General features: G+C 65.7%; 21 protein-coding genes and 1 riboswitch. Of the genes, 4 read left to right on the plus strand and 17 right to left on the minus strand.

Annotated elements, in window-relative coordinates; translation table 11 throughout:
- Window positions 1-146 precede the first annotated feature (146 nt).
- From ACTHJ1_RS05905 to argS, 3 genes are all read right to left on the minus strand, one after another.
- Window positions 147-797, minus strand: coding sequence for a thiol:disulfide interchange protein DsbA/DsbL (locus tag ACTHJ1_RS05905; protein ID WP_440189109.1), 651 nt, complete (start codon window positions 795-797; stop codon window positions 147-149).
- Between the two features lie 83 nt (window positions 798-880).
- Window positions 881-1,600 (minus strand): SPOR domain-containing protein, encoded by a 720-nt coding sequence (locus ACTHJ1_RS05910; protein ID WP_440189112.1) that lies wholly within the window; start codon window positions 1,598-1,600, stop codon window positions 881-883.
- 41 nt (window positions 1,601-1,641) lie between these two features.
- Window positions 1,642-3,327 (minus strand): arginine--tRNA ligase, encoded by a 1,686-nt coding sequence (gene argS / locus ACTHJ1_RS05915; protein ID WP_440189115.1) that lies wholly within the window; start codon window positions 3,325-3,327, stop codon window positions 1,642-1,644.
- A 123-nt stretch (window positions 3,328-3,450) separates the two neighbouring features.
- Between argS and ACTHJ1_RS05920 the strand changes: the two genes are divergently transcribed.
- Window positions 3,451-3,774 carry a DUF1840 domain-containing protein gene (locus ACTHJ1_RS05920; RefSeq protein ID WP_440189118.1) on the plus strand — a complete coding sequence of 108 codons (324 nt, stop codon included), beginning with the start codon at window positions 3,451-3,453 and terminating at the stop codon, window positions 3,772-3,774.
- A gap of 50 nt (window positions 3,775-3,824) precedes the next feature.
- On the opposite strand, the gene ACTHJ1_RS05925 is transcribed toward ACTHJ1_RS05920, so the two are convergent.
- The 7 genes from ACTHJ1_RS05925 to ilvB form a co-directional block, all read right to left on the minus strand.
- Window positions 3,825-4,646: a phosphodiesterase gene (locus ACTHJ1_RS05925; RefSeq protein WP_440189121.1), complete on the minus strand. Its 822-nt coding sequence runs from the start codon at window positions 4,644-4,646 to the stop codon at window positions 3,825-3,827.
- 63 nt (window positions 4,647-4,709) lie between these two features.
- Window positions 4,710-5,690 (minus strand): ABC transporter ATP-binding protein, encoded by a 981-nt coding sequence (locus ACTHJ1_RS05930; protein ID WP_440189124.1) that lies wholly within the window; start codon window positions 5,688-5,690, stop codon window positions 4,710-4,712.
- Between the two features lie 31 nt (window positions 5,691-5,721).
- A complete protein-coding gene (locus ACTHJ1_RS05935; RefSeq protein WP_440189127.1) occupies window positions 5,722-6,537 on the minus strand; it encodes an ABC transporter permease in 816 nt (271 codons plus the stop codon).
- Window positions 6,538-6,639: 102 nt separating this feature from the next.
- On the minus strand, window positions 6,640-7,458 hold the full coding sequence (locus ACTHJ1_RS05940) for an ABC transporter permease (protein ID WP_440189130.1): 819 nt from the start codon (window positions 7,456-7,458) through the stop codon (window positions 6,640-6,642).
- A 1-nt stretch (window position 7,459) separates the two neighbouring features.
- Complete coding sequence (locus tag ACTHJ1_RS05945) at window positions 7,460-8,464, minus strand: ABC transporter substrate-binding protein (protein WP_440189231.1); 1,005 nt, start codon at window positions 8,462-8,464, stop codon at window positions 7,460-7,462.
- Between the two features lie 5 nt (window positions 8,465-8,469).
- Window positions 8,470-9,513, minus strand: a complete 1,044-nt coding sequence (locus ACTHJ1_RS05950) for a LacI family DNA-binding transcriptional regulator (RefSeq protein ID WP_440189133.1) — start codon at window positions 9,511-9,513, stop codon at window positions 8,470-8,472.
- A 112-nt stretch (window positions 9,514-9,625) separates the two neighbouring features.
- Entirely contained in the window at window positions 9,626-11,449 is a 1,824-nt protein-coding gene (ilvB, locus tag ACTHJ1_RS05955) for a biosynthetic-type acetolactate synthase large subunit (protein WP_440189234.1), read from the minus strand.
- A 93-nt stretch (window positions 11,450-11,542) separates the two neighbouring features.
- Between ilvB and ACTHJ1_RS05960 the strand changes: the two genes are divergently transcribed.
- The 3 genes from ACTHJ1_RS05960 (at window position 11,543) to ribB (ending at window position 13,640) form a co-directional block, all read left to right on the plus strand.
- Entirely contained in the window at window positions 11,543-12,019 is a 477-nt protein-coding gene (locus ACTHJ1_RS05960; RefSeq protein WP_440189136.1) for an Lrp/AsnC family transcriptional regulator, read from the plus strand.
- 92 nt (window positions 12,020-12,111) lie between these two features.
- Entirely contained in the window at window positions 12,112-12,597 is a 486-nt protein-coding gene (locus tag ACTHJ1_RS05965) for an SET domain-containing protein (protein WP_440189139.1), read from the plus strand.
- A gap of 91 nt (window positions 12,598-12,688) precedes the next feature.
- Window positions 12,689-12,850, plus strand: a riboswitch (FMN riboswitch).
- 106 nt (window positions 12,851-12,956) lie between these two features.
- Window positions 12,957-13,640: a 3,4-dihydroxy-2-butanone-4-phosphate synthase gene (gene ribB / locus ACTHJ1_RS05970; RefSeq protein WP_440189142.1), complete on the plus strand. Its 684-nt coding sequence runs from the start codon at window positions 12,957-12,959 to the stop codon at window positions 13,638-13,640.
- A gap of 28 nt (window positions 13,641-13,668) precedes the next feature.
- Here ribB and ACTHJ1_RS05975 read toward each other — a convergent pair whose 3' ends face one another.
- The 7 genes from ACTHJ1_RS05975 to ACTHJ1_RS06005 all read right to left on the minus strand — a co-directional run bounded on the left by ACTHJ1_RS05975 (window position 13,669) and on the right by ACTHJ1_RS06005 (window position 20,060).
- Entirely contained in the window at window positions 13,669-14,157 is a 489-nt protein-coding gene (locus ACTHJ1_RS05975; RefSeq protein WP_440189145.1) for a nucleoside 2-deoxyribosyltransferase, read from the minus strand.
- 41 nt (window positions 14,158-14,198) lie between these two features.
- Entirely contained in the window at window positions 14,199-15,134 is a 936-nt protein-coding gene (panE, locus tag ACTHJ1_RS05980; RefSeq protein ID WP_440189148.1) for a 2-dehydropantoate 2-reductase, read from the minus strand.
- 84 nt (window positions 15,135-15,218) lie between these two features.
- Window positions 15,219-16,340: an NAD(P)/FAD-dependent oxidoreductase gene (locus tag ACTHJ1_RS05985; RefSeq protein ID WP_440189151.1), complete on the minus strand. Its 1,122-nt coding sequence runs from the start codon at window positions 16,338-16,340 to the stop codon at window positions 15,219-15,221.
- Window positions 16,341-16,356: 16 nt separating this feature from the next.
- The gene (locus tag ACTHJ1_RS05990; protein ID WP_440189154.1) at window positions 16,357-17,811 is read right to left on the minus strand and encodes an NAD(P)/FAD-dependent oxidoreductase; all 1,455 of its coding nucleotides are present in this window, start codon (window positions 17,809-17,811) and stop codon (window positions 16,357-16,359) included.
- Window positions 17,808-18,113, minus strand: a complete 306-nt coding sequence (locus ACTHJ1_RS05995) for a (2Fe-2S)-binding protein (protein WP_440189157.1) — start codon at window positions 18,111-18,113, stop codon at window positions 17,808-17,810. The genes ACTHJ1_RS05990 and ACTHJ1_RS05995 overlap by 4 nt, the downstream gene beginning before the upstream one ends.
- Entirely contained in the window at window positions 18,094-19,260 is a 1,167-nt protein-coding gene (locus tag ACTHJ1_RS06000; RefSeq protein ID WP_440189160.1) for an NAD(P)/FAD-dependent oxidoreductase, read from the minus strand. Before ACTHJ1_RS06000 ends, ACTHJ1_RS05995 begins: the two co-directional genes overlap by 20 nt.
- Window positions 19,260-20,060, minus strand: a complete 801-nt coding sequence (locus ACTHJ1_RS06005; RefSeq protein WP_440189162.1) for an ABC transporter permease — start codon at window positions 20,058-20,060, stop codon at window positions 19,260-19,262. The genes ACTHJ1_RS06000 and ACTHJ1_RS06005 overlap by 1 nt, the downstream gene beginning before the upstream one ends.
- Window position 20,061 lies beyond the last annotated feature (1 nt).

Genomic DNA, 20,061 nt, shown 5'->3' on the forward strand with positions numbered 1-20,061 from the left:
GTGGGGTGGGGGGCGCCAAACCCGGGCCAGTGGAGGCGGGGGGGGTCGGCCGCGCCTGACGGGACGGGGAAAGAAAGACAAGACCAACAAAAAGGCCGCATGGAGCGCTCCATGCGGCCTTTTATTTGCGCGACTCAATTAATTAATTACTTGCCGCGCGCCATCGGAATCAGCTTGTCGACTTCTTTCAGCGCGCCTTCATAGCTGTTGCCCGCCAGCACCGGCGAAGTCAGATATTTGCCGCCCACGGAATAGGACGGCGTGCCGTCGACGTTGTAGATCTGGGTGAGCTCGTCGGCCCGCTTCACGTCGTTTTGCACCGCGAAAGAATCGAACACGGCCACGAACTTGTCCTTGTCCAGCCCCTGCTTGGCGGCCCAGTCGACCATCGCGTCCTTGGTGAACAAAGGCACATGCTGAACGTGGATGGCGTCGAACGCCTTGGGGCTCAGATCCAGGCGGTTCATCGCCTTGAGCGTGTAATAGAGCTGCTGCATGGGTTTCATGCTGGCGTTCCAGGCCACCGGAATCTGCTTGAACACCACGTCCTGGGGCGCGGTCTTGATCCAGTCCAGAACCATGGGTTCCATGTGGAAGCAGTGCGGGCAGTTGTAGGCGAAGAACTCGAGCACCTCGATCTTGCCCGGGGTGTCGGAAGGCTGGGGAGGGGAAACCAGGCGGTAAGGCAGCTGCGCGTCCTGGGCCCGGCCGGCCGAAACGAAACCCAGGCCTGCGAGGGCGGCCGTGGCGGCAAAGAAAGAGCGCCGGGTAAATGAACTGGCCTGCGTAGGGGACATGATGTGGGGTCTTCCTAAAAAGTGAGGTTGGCGAGCCCGAAATTAGGACCAGGGCATGAGCCCGTAAGTTCAATCGGCCTGGACTACTGGCGCACGATCGTCGATTTGATCTTGTTGTCGGCCAGCTTGACGCGGGCGCGGTTCATGTCATCGAGCTTGGCATAGGGGCCCACCCGCACCCGGTACCACTGCACGCCGTTGACCTCGGCGCGCTGCACCACGGCCTTCAGACCCAGAAGCAGGATGCGCGCACGCGCCGATTCGGCGTCTGCGGACTGTTTGTAGGCACCGGCCTGCAGAAAATAAGCCTCGCCGGAAGCCGTCGCGGGCGCGGGTTTGGGCGCCGCCGCAGGCGGCAGCGACACGATTGGCGCAGGCGCCGACACGGCCGGCTTGGCCGCGGGGGCGGGGGCGGGAGTCGAGGGAGTCGAGGGCGACGCGGCAGCCATCGGCGCCGGCGTTGCCGCGGCAGCAGGCTGCTTGTCGCCGGCAGGCAGAGAAGCGATCAGCGCTCCCAGGTCGTCCGCCTTCTTGCTGGCGGCGTCTTCTGCGTCGCTGGGGCCGGGGACGGGCGGCACTGTGACCGTGCCCCCGGCCAGGCCTTGATTGGGATTGACCTGGCTCAGGTCGGGCAATTTGCCCGGCTCATGCTGCCGCGAAGCCTTGTCGACGAAAGGCATGGGCGCGCGCGTCACGTAGAAGGCGACGACGGCCGCGATGGCCAGTCCGAGCAGCAGACCTGCCAGCACGCCGTACAGCGTGCTGCCTGCCGAAGAGCGTGAAGCTTTGCGTTGCGAGGCCATATAGTCTGATCAAGGTCCGTTGACGGGGCGCTGCCTTCGAATTACATGCTCTGCGGCGCCGAGACGCCCAGGAGCGCCAAGCCGTTGGCCAGCACCTGACGCGTGGCGTCGGCCAGGCGCAGGCGGGCAAGCTTCAGGGCCGTATCGTCGACCAGCACGCGGCAGGCCGAATACCAGGAATGCAGGTCCGACGCGCAATCGTTCAACCAGAAGGCCACGTGATGCGGCGCCAGTTCCTGGGCGGCCTGCGCCACCATGGCCGGAAATTCGGCCAGACGCTGCATCAGCGCGAACTCGCTGGGCGCGGTAAGCAGCGCGGCGTCGGCCGCGGCAATATCGGCCGCCTGTGCGCCCGAATTGACGATCATCGTGCAAATGCGCGCATGAGCGTACTGAATGTAATAGACCGGGTTCTCGTTGCTCTTGGACAAAGCCAGGTCGATGTCGAACACGAACTCGGTGTCGGCGCGGCGCTGGATGAGGAAGTAGCGCACGGCATCGCGTCCCACGTCGTCGATCAGGTCGCGCATGGTGACATAGCTGCCGGCGCGCTTGGAGATCTTGACCTCCTCGCCGTTGCGCATCACCTTGACCATCTTGTGCAGCACATACGCGGGGTAGTCTTTGGGAATGCCCTCTTCCAGGCCCTGCAGGCCGGCGCGCACGCGCGCCACGGTGCCGTGGTGATCGCTGCCCTGGATGTCGACCGCGTGGTGAAAACCCCGCTCCCACTTGGCCTTGTGATAGGCCACGTCCGGCACGAAATAGGTGTAGCCGCCCTCGCTCTTGCGCATCACGCGGTCTTTGTCGTCGCCGGTGCCCAGTCCGGTCGTGCGCAGCCACAGCGCGCCGTCCTGCTCGTAGGTGTGGCCCTTGGCGACGAGCGTCTTGACCGTCTCTTCGACGCGGCCCGACGTGTAAAGCGAGCTTTCGAGATAAAAGTTGTCGAAGACTAGGCCGAACGCCTGCAGGTCCAGGTCCTGCTCGCGGCGAAGATAGGCCACGGCAAAGCGGCGAATATCTTCGAGGTCGTCGATGTTGCCGCTGGCGGTAACGGGCTGGCCATCGGCCGCCTGCACCGACCTGCGGGCGACATAGTCGTTGGCGATGTCGACGATGTAGTCGCCTTTGTAGCCGTCGGCCGGCCATTCTGGCGCATCCACGCCGATGCCGCGCGCACGCGCCTGCACACTCACGGCCAGATTGTGGATCTGGTTGCCGGCGTCGTTGTAGTAGAACTCGCGGGTCACGTCCCAGCCGTTGGCTTGATACAGACGGCAGATGGCGTCGCCCAACGCAGCCTGGCGGGCATGGCCTACGTGCAGGGGGCCGGTGGGGTTGGCCGAAACGAACTCGACCAGCACCTTCTTGCCCGTGGATGAAGCGCGGCCGTAGGCCTCGCCCTGCGAGGACACGGCGGCGATCACGGCCTGGCGGGCCGAGGCCGTCAGCCGCAGATTGATGAAGCCGGGGCCGGCGATTTCGGCGGACTCGATCAGATCGCGCGCCGCCGGTTCGGCCATGAGGGCATCGACCAGCGCCTGCGCCAGCTCGCGCGGATTGCGCCTGGCCGGCTTGGCCAGTTGCATGGCGACGTTGGTGGCAATGTCGCCGTGCGCGGCGACTTTGGGACGCTCGAGCTGAACGTTCGGCTGCGCGTCAGGAACAAGGCGCGCAACGGCGGCCTGGATCAGAGAAATGAGTCGTTGCTGTTGCTCGAGGAGCATGAGGTAAATCGCATTGGGAAATACGCTGAATCATAACCGTGAATCGTTGCGGAGCCTCAGACTGGCGCCCAGAGCTGGCTTAGAGTAGCGTTATGGATAAATCCTTCTGCAAAGGAATTTTCTATGTTCATTACTTTTCATTCCAAAGCCGCTGCCGATGTCATGATGCGCGTAGACGATGCCGCGCCGCTGCTGCGCGCCGCCGGCAAAGCGATCGGCGGTGATTTCCCGGCTCTGGGCGTCTTCACGCATGAACAGCTGCCCGCTGCCATCGCCGGCCTGGAGGCCGCCGTGCACGCATCGCCCGCGCCCATGCCCGACGACGACGAAATCGATCACCGCCACGCCAAGGTCACGCTGCGCCAGCGGGCCTTTCCGCTGCTCGAGATGATGCACAAGGCGCTGGCCGCCAATACCGACATTCTCTGGGAACGCGCGCACGGCTGAGCGTGTGGCCTGGCGCGCCATCGCGGCTTGTCGCAAGGCGCACCGCTCGCCTAGTCGTCGATCAAGGCGCCGTCTTCGTGAAAGGGATAGGGACCCGGATAATCGCCGACGTAGGCATGATGCGTATTGAGCGCGCCGTCGCACCAGTGATGCAGGTGCAGGCCCGGCGGTTCCATGGCAAAGGCAGAAGGCCCCTGGGGCCGCAGGTCCAGCACCACCTGGTGCGCGGGGCTCGGGCAAGTGGAAACCACCGTGCCGCCGAAGCGGCGAAAGATCGTGCGATGCAGATGACCGCACACAATGCGCTCGATATTCGGATAACGCGCCACCAGTGCCTCGAGAGCCTGCGCGCCGCGCAATAGACCAATCTCGTCCATGTGCCCGATGCCCGTGGCAAAAGGCGGGTGATGCATGGCCAGAAGCGTCGGCCGGGTCGGCTGCTCGGCCAGGCGGTCGGCCAGCCAGGCCAGGCGGCGCTCGCACAGTTCGCCGTGGCTGGCCTTGGGCACCACGGTGTCGAGCATGATCAGGCGCACCGCCAAGTCTTCGATCGTGTATTGCAGAAACTCGCCGGTTCCTTGCAGATAAGGCAGGTGATCGAACGATTGCGCCAATTGCAAGCGCTCGTCGTGATTGCCGGCCAGCAGGTAGTAGGGCATGCGCAGGCCGTCGAGCATGCTGCGCAGATGCGCGTATTCGGCGGGCCGGCCGAAATCGGTCAGATCGCCGCTGACAATGACCCCGTCGGGCAGCGGATCCAAAGCGTTGAGAGTTTGCACGGCGGGCGGCAGATAGCGGTCGGTCTCGACCACGCGGTAGGCCTTTTGCCCGGGCATGCGGATATGCATATCGGAAATCTGGGCGATGAGCATGGCATGCGTCCTGAAATGAGGTGACAAGAAATCGAAAGCGCCGGGTTTTAGCGTCGACAGGCCCTACGCTTGAACGAGCTTGACGCTCACTTTATCGCCGGCCTGATGGATGCTGTCGGCGGGCGCTACGGCCGAGAAGCGCTGATCGTCGGGCAGTGCGAGCTCGTAGCGCACCGTATCGCCCAGGAAAAAGCGCGCCAGCACGCGTGCCTGCAGCGCGCGCGGCTGCGGGGTCAGCAGCACGGCATGGTGCGGCCGGAACGCCAGCTCGCTCGCTCCCGGCGCCAGCAGGCCGTTCTCCACGACGGCGCGCACATGGCACAAGGTGCCCAGGAACTCGCCCACGAAGTCGGTGGCCGGCTGGCGGTACAACGTCTCGGCCGTTCCGATCTGTTCGATGCGGCCGGCCGACATCACGGCGATACGGTCGCCCAGCATCATGGCTTCGTCCTGATCGTGCGTGACGATGACGGTAGTGATGCTCAACTCGCGCAGCATCTGCGCCAGCTCCACGCGCAGGTGCTCGCGCAGCTTGGCGTCGAGCGCCGTCAGCGGCTCGTCGAGCAGCAGCACGCGCGGCTCGATGGCCAGGGCGCGGGCCAGGGCCACGCGCTGACGCTGGCCGCCCGACAGCTGCGTGACGTTGCGCTCGGCGAAATCCTGCATGCGCACCAGCGCCAGCATCTCCATCGCGCGCCGCTTGCGGCTCGCGGCGTCCTGGCCGCGCACGCGCAGGCCATAGGCGACGTTGTCGGCCACGCTCATATTGGGAAACAATGCATAGCTCTGAAACACCACGCCGGCGCCGCGCTGCTCGGGCGGCAGTTGCGTGACGTCCTCCTGGCCGTAGAAGATCTTGCCGCCCGCGTCGCTCTGTTCAAGTCCGCAGATAAGGCGCAGCAAGGTCGTTTTGCCGCAACCCGAAGGGCCCAGCAGCGCGAGGATCTCGCCGCCTTCGACGCGCAAGTCCAGAGGCTGCAGGGCGCGCGTGCCGTCCGGCCAAGTCTTGGCGCATTCGCGCAGGGTGATGGAGGTCTTGTTCATATGAGATGACATCGTCGATCGCGTTTCTTTTTCAGGCGCGCCTGCCCGCAGCGGCGCGGCGCGCGTCCAGCCCGGCCAGCCACTGCAGGCCCACCAGCAGCGGCATCAGCATCAGCAGGAACACCAGGGTATAGGCCGAAGCCACTTCCAGCCGCATCGAGGCGTAGCTGTCGGCCAGGCCCACGGGCAGGGTCTGGGTAAGCGGCGTATGCAGCAGCCAGGTCAGGTTGAATTCGCCGATGGACAGCGTCAGCACCGTCAGGCCGCCGGTGAGGATCCCGGGTCGGGCGTTGGGCACCACGATGGTCAGAAAACGCTGCAGGCGCGAGGCGCCCAGCGTGGCAGCCGCTTCGTCCAGCACCGCCAGGCCCGCCCCCGTCATGCTGGCGCGCGCCGAGCGCACCATGAAGGGCAGCGTGAACAGCACATGGCCGATCACGATGAACAAGGTGCTGGTGCGCAAACCGTGCACCATGCCCCAGGAGATGATCAGCGCCAGCGCCGTGGCCAGACCCGGCACGGCCACCGGCAGCGTCAGGAGCTCCTCGAACGCGCGTGCCAGACGGCCGCGATGCAGCGTCAGCACCCAGGCGGCCGGCACGCCGGCCAGCAGACAGACGGCCAGCGTCAGCGCGGCAACGATCAGCGAGCGCCAGATGGTGCCGTCGTACAAGTCCAATACCTGACCCACCCAGCGCAAGGTAAGGCCGCTGGAGATACCCACGAAGTAGTTCTTCGTGAGGCCGGCCAATATCGACAGCACCACGGGGCCGATGAGAAAAGCCGCCACGGCCAACGTAATGGCCAGGCCCAGGCGGGTATCGGTCTTCGAATGCAGATTACTCATAGTGCCTCCCGAACCCGGCGCCGAGCAGAATCAAGCCGGGCGATGCATGCCTTGCGTCGGGGCATCGAAGACCATGCAGCGTGAGACGGGGAATGCACATCATCATGCGCCCGCCCCTCTATCGTTCGAGCCGGCCAGGCTGTGTGCGACGAACAGCACTACCCAGGTCGCCAGGCCCAGCACGATGGAAAGGGCCGCCGCGACCGGAATGTCGGCGTAATTGGTGAACTCGTTGTAAATGGTCATCGGCAGCACGTCGATGTTGGTGCCCAGCGTGAACACCGTGCCGAACGCGCCCATATTGGTGGCGAAGCTCATGGCGCCCGCCCCGATCAGCGCAGACCGCAGCGCGGGTAGTTCGATATCGGCAAAACGCCGCCAGGGCGAAGCGCCCAGCGTGCGGGCGGCTTCGAGCAGGCTGGCGTCCAGCTGCATGGCCGCTGCCTCGATCACGCCTATCGTGCGAGGCAGCGAAAAATAGAGATAACCCAGGAACAGCCCGCCCATGTTGTAGGCGAACACCAGCGTGTCGCCCGTGAGCCATTGCGAGAGCTGATTGATCACGCCTTGGCGGCCGGCCAGCAGAATGATCAGAAAACCCACCACCACCCCGGGAAAGGAGAGCGGGAACATCAGAAGTCCCACCAGCACGCGGCGGCCGGGGAACTCGCGGTGCCAGGCCAGGAAACGCCCGACCGGCAGCGAAATAAGCAAAGTGCCCGCCATCGCCGCCAACGACAGGGTCACAGTGTTGAAAAGACTGCGCCAATAACGCGGCGCGGTCACCACGGCTATATAGGCCGATCGGCCATGGATCGGACTGGCGCCTAGCAGCGCCAGCTCGACCATGGGCAACAGCCAGAAAGCCAGAAACAGCGCCGCGGCCGGCGCGGCAAAGACGAGCCATCCGCGGCGCTGCATGTCAGTGCACTTCCTTGGCGTAGCGATCGGAGAAGGCGCGCTCGACGTCGGCCATCTTCTGATAGTCCACCGTACCGGCGCGCGCATACTCGCTCGCGGGCAGGAACTTCTTCTGCGCCTCGGGCGAGATCGCGCTGGCGCGCACCGGACGCAGATAGGCGTTGGCCCACAGCGCCTGGCCTTTGTCCGACAGCACGAAGTCCAGCACCTTGTGAGCGGCGGCCGGGTGCGGGGCGTTGGCGACCATGGACATCACGTATGGCACGGTTATCGTGCCTTCGGCGGGAATCACGAAAGCGACGTTGGCCCCGTCGGTGTACTTGGCGCGATAGGCGTCGAAGTCGTAGTCGAGCAAAATGGGGATCTCGCCCGATAGCACCCGCGCATACGCCGTCTGCTTGGGCACGATGGGCTGGTTGGCCTGCAGCTTCTTGAACCACTCGATGGCGGGCGTGAAGTTGTCCAGCGTGCCGCCCAGCGCGCGGTTGACTGCCACGGCGCCCACATAGCCCACAAAGGCCGACGCCGGATCCAGATAGCCGATCAGGCCTTTGTATTCGGGCTTGAGCAGGTCGGCCCACGACTTGGGCACAGGCTTGCCGCGTAGCGCAGCCACGTTGACCATGAAGCCCATGGTGCCCGAATGAATAGCGAACCACTTGCCGTCGGGGTCTTTCAGGCCGGCGGGAATGTCGTCCCAATGCGCGGGTTTGTACGACTGCACCAGACCTTGCTTGGCGGCCTGGATGCCGAAGGTCACGCCCAGGTAAGTCACGTCGGCAACGGGGTTGCCTTTCTCGGCGGCGATCGCGGCCAGGGCCTGGCCCGAATTCTTGTTGTCCGGCGGAACGACGACGCCGGTGGCCTGTTTGATGGCCTTGATCTGGCCGGCCCAATCGGCCCATTCCGGCGGGCAGTTGTAGCAGATGGCCGTCTCGGCGGCCTGGGCCGAAGCGGAGCCGATCGCCAAGGCGATCAGCGCGCCGCGCAGCGCAATGTTGATCATGCGTTTCATGGGGTCTTACTCCTCGCGGTACGAGTGGAAGTGGGCGGCGCGGCGACCGTGCCGCCCTGGAGAATCCGGTGCGACAAGCGCACCGAACGGGTTTGGCCCCCTTGCAGGCGGGTCAGCAATTGCGCGCAGGCCGTGGCGCCGATCTGCCTGCTGGGTTGTTCCACCGACGTCAGCGGCGGCACCATCAGCGTTCCCATGGCCGTGCCGTCGAAGCCGCACACGGAAATATCGCGCGGTACGGCATACCCCATCGCCACCAGATGCGTGATCGTCGAGGCAGCCAACAGGTCGTTGGAGCAGAACAGCGCCGTGGGCGCATTCGGGCTGCGCAACGCGTCCTGCAGAATGTCGCGGCTGGCGGCGGTATGCGCCGGCATGACCCAGTGCGCGACCTCGCCCAGGCCCTGTTGCGCCGCTTGTTCACGCGCGCCGGCCAGACGCCGGCGCGCGCGATCGGATTCGGACAGCGGGCCGGTGACCACGGCGATGCGCCGATGGCCCAGCGCCGCTAGGTCCTGCATCATGTCGCGCGCCGCGCCGCGATTGTCAACCGACACGAAAGGATGTTTGCCGGACTCGTTGTAGACCAGCATGTGCGGCATATCGACCGCCTGCAGCATCGCCAGCGCCGCGTTGCGCACCGGCGTGCCGACGGTGAGGATGAGCCCGTCGATCTGATGATCGAGAAAAGCTTGCACCGCCTTGGCCTCGACCTCGGGCACGTAGCCCGTGGTCGCCATCATCACGCTGTAGCCCGCCTCGCGCGCATGCCGCTCGGCCCCTTCGAAGCATTCGGCGAAGACGGGGTTGCTCAGCGTCGGCAACAGCAGACCGATGGTGCGCGTACTGCCGGCGCGCAGGCTGCGGCCCACGCGATTGGGCCGAAAGCCGTCGTTGCGCACCACCGCCTTGATATGTGCCAGCGTAGCCGGCTTGAGCAGCTCGGGCTGGTTGAATGCGCGCGACACCGTCGCGGGAGAAACACCCGCCTTGCGGGCGACCTCGACGATGGACGAGCGGTTGGCGGCTTTACGGGGCACGGATCGAGACCTGAGTTGAATGCCTGACTGAAAACGTTTTCATTTTCAGAAACTCAGTCTACGCCGCACATGTGACAAGTCAATGTCACGTGCGTCCCGTCTTACCTGTTACCTATTCTTCGTGCCAGCGTCCTTCGGCCAGCATGACGCGGTTGTGCCCGCCTCCGGCCGGAATCATGGGAAAGCAATTCTCCTGCGCCATGACGACCGCATCCAGGAAATACGGGCCGGGATACGCCAGGCAGCGCGCCAGCGCCGCGTCCAGCTGCGCCGGATCGCTCACCCGCTCGGCCTGCCAGCCGAACGCGCGGGCCAGCGCCACGAAATCGGGCAGGGCCTCGTTGTAGCTGTGGCTGTAGCGACCGCCGTGGATCAGCTCCTGCCATTGGCGCACCATGCCCATATAGCCGTTGTTGCACAGCACGACTTTGACCGGCGCGCGATGCTGCGTCGCGGTAGCCAGCTCCTGGATGTTCATGAGCACCGACGCATCGCCGCTCACGCACACCACCGTCGATTCGGGGTGCGCGATCTGCGCCCCGATGGCGGCGGGCAGGCCGTAGCCCATGGTGCCCGCGCCACCCGACGTGAGCCAGCGATTGGGGCGGTCGAAGCGCAGATATTGCGCGGCCCACATCTGGTGCTGGCCTACGTCGGTGGACACGATGGCATCGCGCCCGGCCAGCGCGGCATTGAGCCGGCTCATCAGATGCTGCGGCAGGATGGCCTCGGCGCTTTCCGCGTAGTCCAGGCAGCGCCGCGCGCGCCAGCCTTCGATGCGCGACCACCAGTCGTTCAGACGCGCGACCGGCAGGTCATGCCGGCTCAGGCCCTGGTGCAGCGCTTGCACCAGGGGCAGGGCATCGCCCACCAGGGCCACATCCACCCGCACCACCTTGTTGATCGATGCCGGATCGATGTCCAGATGGATCTTGCGCGCGTGCGGGCAGAACTCGGCCAGTTTGCCGGTGATGCGGTCGTCGAAGCGCGCGCCCACGCATACCACCAGATCGGCCTGGTGCATGGCCAGATTGGCCTCGAGCGTGCCATGCATGCCCAGCATGCCCACGAATTGGGGATCGCTGGCCGGAAAGGCGCCCAGGCCCATCAAGGTCAGCGTGCAGGGCGCTCCCGTGGTCCGCACCAGTTCAGTGAACGCCGCGCAAGCCTCGGGACCCGCATTGATCAACCCGCCGCCGCCGTAGAACACGGGCCGGCGCGCCTGCGCGATCAGCTCCACGGCGCGCTGCACTGTGCCCTGCGGGATGCGGTGCTCGCGCTTGCCTGCCTGGCGCTGCGCGCTCAGCGTAGCCGTGCGCGGTGCGTCCTCCAAACCCTGCGAGGCCTCGACAGCCAGCTGCACATCCTTGGGAAAATCCACCAGCACCGGGCCGGGCCGGCCCTGTTGCGTCAAGGTATAGGCGCGCGCCGCGACGTCGGCCACGTCGCGCACATCGCGAATCTGCACATTCCATTTGGTCACCGAGCGCGAAATGCCCAGCGCATCGCACTCCTGGAAGGCATCGGTGCCGATCGCGGCGGTCGACACCTGGCCGCTCACGCATAGCACGGGGATCGAGTCGCACCAGGCATCGAGCAGGCCGGACGTGGTGTTGGCCATGCCGGGACCCGAGGTGACGAACACCACGCCCGGTTTGCCGGTGGTGCGCGCGTAGCCTTCGGCCGCGTGCACGGCGGCCTGCTCGTGGCGCACCAGCACATGACGGATGCGCGGCTCGGCATGCAAGGCGTCGTACAGCGGCAGCACAGCACCGCCGGGATAGCCGAACACGGTATCGACGCCGCAGGCGATCAGCGTGTCGAGCAGGCGCCGCGCGCCGTTGTCGGACAGCTCGGCAGTCGGGGAATCGTCGCAGGCGGCCTGATCCAGGGCGGCCAGAAGGGGGGCGGGGAGACGGTCGTTCATGGCAACCATCTTATCGGTCAAATGGAAGAATTTTTGTCTTATTTTCTCTGATATTGCCAGACATCAAGTAAATTTATCTTTAATTATTTGATTTAAAAGAAAATGCACCTAGACAAATTCGACCTGGCCATCCTCAAGGTTTTGCAGGACGATGCCCGCGCCAGCCTCAACGACATCGGCACGGCCGTAGGGCTGTCTGCCACGCCCTGCTGGAACCGCATCAAGCGCATGGAACGCGAGGGCGTGATCCGCGGCTACACGGCCGACATTTCGCCCGAAGCGCTGGGCTTCATGGACACGGTCATCGTGCACGTCACGCTCGAGAGCCACAGCGACGCCACGCTGTACGAGTTCGGCCGCGCGCTGGCCGAGATTCCCGAAGTGCTCGAGGCCTTCTTGGTGTCGGGCGACTACGACTACATCATCCGCATCGCCGTGCGCGACACGCGCGACTACGAACGGCTGCTGCGCGAAAGACTCTACCGCATCCCCGGCATCCGCCACAGCAAATCGGGCTTCGTGCTGCGCAGCCTGAAGCAATCGCGCCTGCCGCTATCGGCGGTCACGCCGGCTGCGTAAAAGCCGGCGGCGCACGTCATCGCCAGGCAACACCCCTATCCTATAATTTGGCCTCACGAGCCCGCGGCGGGTTCGCGCCTTCAGCCCCACACATGACTATCGACACCGAAAAGCCCTGGCACGTCGTGCGCCGCTCCAAGCTGCACGGCAACGGCGTATTTGCCGCGCGCAAGATCCCGGCGGGCACGCGCATCATCGAGTACGGCGGCACCCGCATCTCCGACAAAGAGGCCGACCGGCGCCACCCCACCAACCCCGACGATCCTTTCCACACGTTCTTCTTCTCGCTGTCGTCCGGCAAGATCATCGACGGCGGCGACCAGGGCAACGATGCGCGCTGGATCAACCACGGCTGCGAGCCCAATTGCGAATCGCAAGAAGGCAAGGGCGGCAAGCGCGTCTATATCGTCGCCGCGCGCGACATCAAGCGCGGCGAAGAGCTGTCCTACGACTACGGCCTGGTCATGGATGGCCGCATCACCAAAAAGCTCAAGGAAGGCTATCGCTGCCTGTGCGGCGCGCCGTCCTGCCGCGGCACCATGCTCGCGCTGCCCAAGAAAAAGAAAAAAAAGGAATGAGCCTCCCGGAGGCGTTTTGCCTCGGGGCGGCCCAGCGGCAAAACGCCGCGCGTACAATGACCGAAGCCGTGTGATAACGCACGGCTCAAGAGTACGTCTTCAGGGCGGGGCGAAATTCCCCACCGGCGGTAGGCCGCGCAATGCGGCGAGCCCGCGAGCGCCTGCTTCGATGCGAGTCCGCATCAACGCAGGGTCAGCAGATCTGGTGCGATGCCAGAGCCGACGGTCACAGTCCGGATGAGAGAAGATGTGCCGACACGATACCCGGCGCGGGCCTTCGGCTTGCGCCGGCGTCATTGCGTTCGGCTGTCGGCAGCCCTGGAACGTTTTTCGCCACTTCCATCAGCGAGAGCGTTTCCATGTCCCATACCCACTCCCTTTTCGACCTTCCCTTTGCCACGCGGCTCGAACACGCGCTGCATGACCTGCGCCGAGGCCGTCCCGTCATCTTGATGGATGACGCCGACCGCGAGAACGAAGCCGATCTGATCGTCGCCGCCGATACGCTCACGGTGCCCGCCATGGCCCGGTTGATCCGCGACGGCAGCTGCATCGTCTGCCTATGCCTGCCCGGCGAAACGCTGGACCGTCTGGGCCTGGCGCCCATGGTGGCCGACAACGGCAGCCGCCATGGCACGGCGTTCACGATATCGATCGAGGCGCGTCACGGCGTGACCACGGGCGTCTCGGCGGCCGATCGCGTCAAGACGATTCAGGCTGCCATCGCGCCCGATGCCGCACCCAGCGATCTGGTCAGCCCCGGCCATGTGTTCCCGCTGCGCGCACAGCCGGGAGGGGTGCTGACCCGCCGCGGGCACACCGAAGGGTCGGTCGACCTGGCCAGACTGGCGGGCTTGAATCCGGCCGGCGTACTGTGCGAGCTGATGAACCCCGACGGCACCATGATGCGCGGCGACGAACTGGCTCGCTACGCCACGGCGAACGGACTGGTCGCATTGCATATCGCCGAACTGGCTCGGCACGTGCAGCACCTGCGCGATGAGCAAGCCGTGCAGGCCGACGGCTTGGCTCGAGCAGCCTGAACGCGGCGCGCGAAGACGCCGCGACCGTTCAGGCCGCGGCGATTTCCCGCAGACAGGTTTGCGCGTCGCCTACCACTACACGCGCCGCGCAGGCCAGCATCAGATTCACGTTCAGGCCTAAATCTTCGACGGTATAGCCCGGGGCATCGACGACGCGCGACGCGGCGCGCGTCACGCCGGCTTGCGCCACCAACGGACGGGCATCGTCGGTGTAGGCCCACACCGGTTTGCCCAGCGCCGCGCCGTAACCCACTTCAAAGGCTGTACCCGAGTCGGGCTCGAGTCCACGGAACACATTGAGATTGGCCATGATGAAATCGGCTCGGCCTATCAGGCCGATGTTCTGCTCGTAGATCCATTGCGCCGCCGCACGGCCGGTCAGGTCCGGGGGCAGCGCGTTGTCCAGGGGGTAGAGGCCCTCGAACCCGTGCGCCAGGCAAAGCGCCTTGAGCCGCTCGCCCTGCGCCATCGCGTCGGCGCGAAACACGTCGAACCCCGCCAGATAGATGCTGCGCATGCGTCATGCCTCCATCGAACCGCGCAGAAACCTTGCGGTATTCACGCCTGACGCGCGGCACGCTGCGCCAGGTAGACCTGGATGTGGACGTAGGCTGCGCGCAAATAAGGCACTTGCAATCCCAGCTTGTCCGCACGCTGCACCATGTCGCCGATGAGATGCTCGCCCTCGATCTGCCCGCCCTGGCGCAGGTCGCGGAACATGGACGCGGTCGCACCTGAAGAGGAATCGGTCAGCATGCTGATCGAAAAGGCTTCGGCCTTGGGCCGCATGGCGTGGCCATGGCCACGCGCCACGCTGTTGATTTCATCGAGCAGGCTGCGCATGAAGTGTTCGCCGCCGGCGGTGCGTGCGATCTCGCCCACGCTGCCGCGCATCAGGCAGGTGGATGCGGCCAGGGTCGACAGGAAGGTGTACTTCTCCCAGATTTCCTGGTTGATGTCGTCGCTGAGCTTGGGGCTGAATGCTGCGGGCTCGAGCGCCTTGCGGATGGCCTCGCCGCGCTCGCTGATACCGCCCGCGCGTTCGCCAAAGATGATGGCGCCCAGCGCCCCCATGACCACAATCTCGCCTTCCGCACCGATGGTAGCCATGACGTGGCACAGGCCGCCCAGCACGCGCTCCTGGCCGAATGCCGCGTCGAGCGCGTCGTAGTGCCGCATGCCGTTGAGAATGGGCAAAACAACCGCCTCGGGATTCTGCTGCATGACGGGCCTGATCGACTCGATGGCGCCGTCCAAGTCATAGGCCTTGCAGCTCACGATCACCACGTCGTAGGGGCCGCCCAGCGCATCCGCAGTTGCCAGCTTGGGCACGATCACATCGGTGCCTTGATCGGTCTTGATGCGCAAGCCGTTTTCACGCAGCAGCGCTGCGCGCGCCGGACGCACCAGAAAGGTCACGTCCACGCCGGCCTGCGCTGCGCGGCCGCCGAAGAATCCGCCGGTGCCCCCGGCGCCCAATACCAATATCCGCATGACTTGCTCCACGCGCGTTCGCGTATGTATGAAGCATCTATTATGCGTCTTGCCGGGCACGGCCGACCGCCGACGCCGGCGGCCTCAGGTTGGGCCGAAGCGCCCGATGGTGAAGGGCGCGATGGGGAACGATGTCGAACCCTGCGTGACGAGCTCGCTCATGACCTGGCCGACGATGGGCCCGAGCTCGAAACCGTGGGCCGAGAAGCCGAAGGCATGGAAGGCGCCTTCCCGTTTCAGGCTGGCGCCGATGACCGGGATCTCGTCGGGCATGGCGGCTTCGATGCCGGCCCAGCCGCGATTGACGACGGCCTCTTTCATATGCGGAAACAGGTCGCATACCGTGCGCGCTCCCGCGCCCAATTCGCGAAAATCCAGTTCCGTCGACTCGGCGTCGCGGTCCAGCCAGGCGCGCCGCCCGCCGCCGATCAGCACCGTGCCGTTGGCGCGCTGCTTGAAAGACAAGGGTCGTCCCGTGCCGATCACCACCGGATCGAGAAAGTGCTCCATGCGCAGCGTGACCAGCATCATGGGACTGATGGGCTGCAAGGGCACAGGTTCGTCCCACTGCGCCGCAATGCGGTCGGCCCAGGCGCCGGCGCAATTGACCACGACGGGCGCGGTGTAGACGCCGTCGCTGGTCGAGACCGCCCATTGCCCCGCTTCGCGCCTGAGCTCATGCACCCGCACACCTTCGAGAAAACGCGCACCCAGGCTGGCGGCCTTGCGGCGAAAGGCCAGGGTCGTGCGGTAAGGATCGGCCGCCGCGTCTTCGCGCGCGGCCAGACCGCCGCGCACCGTGGGCGCAATTCGAGGAACCAGACTGCGCAGTTCATCGGCGTCCATCCAGGTCTCGTGCGTGTAGCCCAGCGACTGCATCAGCCGCAGACGCTCTTGCAACACAGCCACGTCGGCCTCGTTCTCGGCTACGCGTATCTGGCCGTGCTGCTCGAAGCCACAATCGTCGTCGACCAGCTCGTCGATGCGATACCAAAGTTCGCGCGAGGCCAGCGCCAGCGGTATCTCGGCCACATGGCGCGCCAGCGTGCGCACGCCGCCGGCATTCACGCCCGAGGCATGGCGACCGACGTAGTTCTTCTCGATCACCAGCGCCGACACGCCGGCGCGCGCCAGGTGCAACGCGGTCGAGCTGCCGTGCAGTCCGCCGCCGATGACGATGACCGCCGCGCTGCGCGTGTCGCTCATTGATACCCCTGTGGCGCTAGGCGCCGCCCCGCTTCTTCATCCGTATGACCGCCTGCCTGGAATCTTCGGTCTGCGGCAGCGACGCCAGCTCGCCCAGCGTCAGCGGCTTGGTCGGAAAGCGCAGCCGGTAATAGCCGACTTCCGATACGGGAACGCCGCGCTCTTGGGCGATGAGTTCGCTCACCGTCAGGCCGCAGAAGCGGCCTTGGCACGGCCCCATCCCGCAACGCAGAAAAGCCTTCATCTGGTTGGGCCCGGAACAGCCCAGCGCCACCGTCTGGCGCACCTGGTCGGCCGTAACCTCCTCGCAACGGCACACGATGGTGTCGCCCGTCGGGCGGCGATATTCGTCGGGCGCCTTGTAAAGCGCATCGAAGAAGGCGCGTCCGCGCACTGCACGCTCCAGGGCCTTCCAGTAAGGCCTGGCATCCTGGTCGCGCTGCGCCGTATCGATATGGCCCAGCACGCAGGCCGCGTTCAAGGCCGCCAGCAAGCCGCGGTACTCCGCCGCCCGAGCGCCCGCGATGCCCGCGCCGTCGCCCGCAATGCCGATGCCCGGCACCGAGGTCGCGCCCCAGGCGTCGACCTTGGGCTGCCAGCAATCCATCGCGGGATTCCAATCGTGCTCGATACCGGCCGCGCGCGACAGATTCACATTGGGCACCACGCCTTGATGCAGCATGAGTTGATCGGCCGCTGTCGTCTCAGTGCGCCCGTCGACGGTATATTGCACCGATTCGAGCTTGTCCTTGCCCAGAGCCTTCAGGCCCTGGACGCCCTTGACGATGGAAATAGCCGCCTTGACCTCGCGCACCAGCTTCATGCCCTTGCCGAAATAAGGCGAGCGCAGAAAATCGAAGGCATGTGGCAAGGCCTTCTGCAGCCGACCCGCCGGCGTGGTCTCGAGGATGCGGTCGATCTTGACGCCCGCATTCAGGTATTGCCAGGCGATCAGGTAGAGCAGCGGGCCGCAGCCGGCCAGGACCGTGCGGTCGCCGGGCACCAGCCCAGCGGACTTAAGCAGTATCTGCGCCGCCCCGGCCGTGACCACACCGGGCAGCGTCCAGCCCGGAATGGGAAAGGGCCGTTCCTGCGCACCGGTGGCCAGCAGGATGTGCCTGGCATGCAGCAGGCGTGCCTCGCCGCCCACCGAATAGCCCACCTCGAAACCTTCTTCGGGATCGGGCGCGGTCCTGCGCGAGATCGACCATACCGTGGCGCCGGGCTCGTGGCGCGCGCCGCTGGCCTTGAACGGCTCGAGCAGGCTCGCGCCGTGCCAGTAATCGTCACCCAGGATGCGCCTGTCGGTGACCGGCGTCGTGGTGATGGCGCGATAGATCTGTCCGCCGGGTGCCTGCTGCTCGTCCAGCAGCAGGGTGTCCACACCCAGCGCGGCGGCAACGGCAGCGGCCGAAAGACCCGCCGGCCCCGCGCCCACGATCAGCAGTTCGCATTGCGTGACCTGCATCATTGCACCTCGCGCGCGCCGCGCTGGCGCTCGATATTCATGCCCTCGGCCACCTGGGTCATGCAGGCCTGCCGATTGGGCCGGCCATCTATCGTCACCAGGCAGTCGTAGCACACGCCCATCATGCAATAGGGGCCACGCGGCACGTCGTTGACCACGGTGTCGCGGCACGCGTCGCGGCCGCTGGCAAACAAGGCCGCCGCCACGCTGTCGCCGGCGCGGCAGGCCACGGCCTGGCCGTCTACCGTGATGCGCACCGGCGCACCGGCGGCCTGGCGCTCGGCCTCAGCTAGCCTTTTGAACATGAAACCTCCGAGTGGAAAACGGCGACATGTCTTCATCGAGCATGCCGCTGACAATCATGGGCGCCATCTTGAGCGCATGGGCTCCGGCCAGCGTCACGCCGCTGTGGCAGGTGACCACGAAAGCGCCGGGGCAGGTGGCGGATTGTTCGTAAATGGGAAAGCCGTCGGGCGACATCACCCGCAGCGCCGACCAGGTCCGTACCGCGCGCACATCGCGCAGCGCGGGCAGCATGCGCACGGCGCGATCGGCCAATGTGCCCAGAATGGGCAGCTTCACCTCGTCATCGGCAAAACCGGCCTCTTCCTGGGAATCGCCGATCAGCCAGCTGCCCTCGTCCATCTGCCGCAACGTGGTGATGGGCGTCTCGAGAATGCGGCGGGTGCGCTCGAGCACGATGATCTGACCGCGTTGCGGCCGCACGGGCACATCCAGGCCGACCTGCCTGGCCATCTCTTTATTGCCCAGGCCGCAGGCCACGACGAGTTTGCGCGAACGCAGCACGCCGCCGGGCGTGCTCACCGAAAAAATGCCGTCATCGAACCGAATGCCCTGCGCCGGGCAGCGCGGCAGATAATCGACCTCGTCCTGCGCGAAAGCGGTATGCAGGGCGCGCAGCAGCTTGAGCGGATTGGCGATGCCGTCGAGCGACGTCCAGCATGCCCCGCGCACATCGGGCCCCGCGCCCGGCATCATATCGAGCAGCTCCTGGCGGTCGAGCATCTTCCAGTCGTAGGGTTTCATGCCCGGCTGCGCCATCAGCTCGTTCATGTACGCGATGCGCCCCTCGACCTCTTCGTCGCTCAGGCAGAGATGCAGACCGCCGTTCTGCTCCAGGCGCACGTCCACGCCGGTTTTATCCAGCAGTTCGCGGGCCAGCTGCGGCCAGACCGCCGCCGACGACTGTGTCCAGACCGAATAACGGGCCATGCCCATGCCCTTGCTCTGCACCCAGACCAGGCCGAAATTGCCGCGCGAAGCGCGATAGGCCACGTCGCCCTCGTCGAGCACGGCCACGCGCCCGAGCTGGCGGCGCAGGCCGTAGGCGATGGACGAACCCACCAGGCCGCCGCCGACGACCAGGGCATCGTAAATGCCGTCGCGCGGTGCGGCGCTTGCCGCGGGCGCGAGGCCTGTTGCTTGATTCATTAGCGTCCTTTTCCGACAAATAGCGTTTCCAGCCCGACGATGCGATCGAGAATGAAGACCGCAATGGCCGTCGCGAAAATCAGAAGCGCCGATACCGCCGTCACCATCGGATCGATCGTATCCTGGATGTGCAGGAAGATGCGCACCGGCAGCGTCGTGGTCGAGGGCGATGCGATGAAGATCGACATGGTCAGCTCGTCGAAGCTGGTGATGAAGGCGATCACCCAGCCGCTGATAACCCCGGGCATGACCAGCGGCAGCACCACGCGCCGGAACGCGGTCCAGGCCGATGCGCCCAGCGACAACGCGGCGCGCTCGAGCATCGGGTCGATGCCGGTGGCCGAAGCCAGAACCAGGCGCAAGGCATAGGGCATGATGATGATCACGTGCGCGATCACCAATCCGATGAAAGTGCCCGCCAGCCCGACGCTGGTGAAGAATCTGAGAAAGGCCAGGCCCAGCACCACCGACGGCACCAGCAGCGGCGACATCAGAAAGGCCAGCAGCGCTTCGCGTCCGCGAAAGCGGTTGCGCGCGATCGCCATCGCGCCGGGCAGCGACAAGGCGGTGGCCAGCGTGGCCGACAAGGTGCCCAGCCCCAGGCTGAACCAGATGGCCTCGATGAACTCGGGGTTCTGGGCGATTTCGCGGAAATGCCGCAGCGACAGCCCCGTGGTCGGCAGCGAGATATAGCCCAGCGGCGTGAAGGACACCGCGCACACCATGATGATCGGCGCCAGGATGAAAAGAATGAAGAGCGCGTGAAACAGCAGGCTGAGCGGTCCGTTGCGGGTGGCCATG

Origin of the sequence: Bordetella sp., assembly GCF_051960075.1 — a bacterium.
Lineage (GTDB): Bacteria > Pseudomonadota > Gammaproteobacteria > Burkholderiales > Burkholderiaceae_B > Bordetella.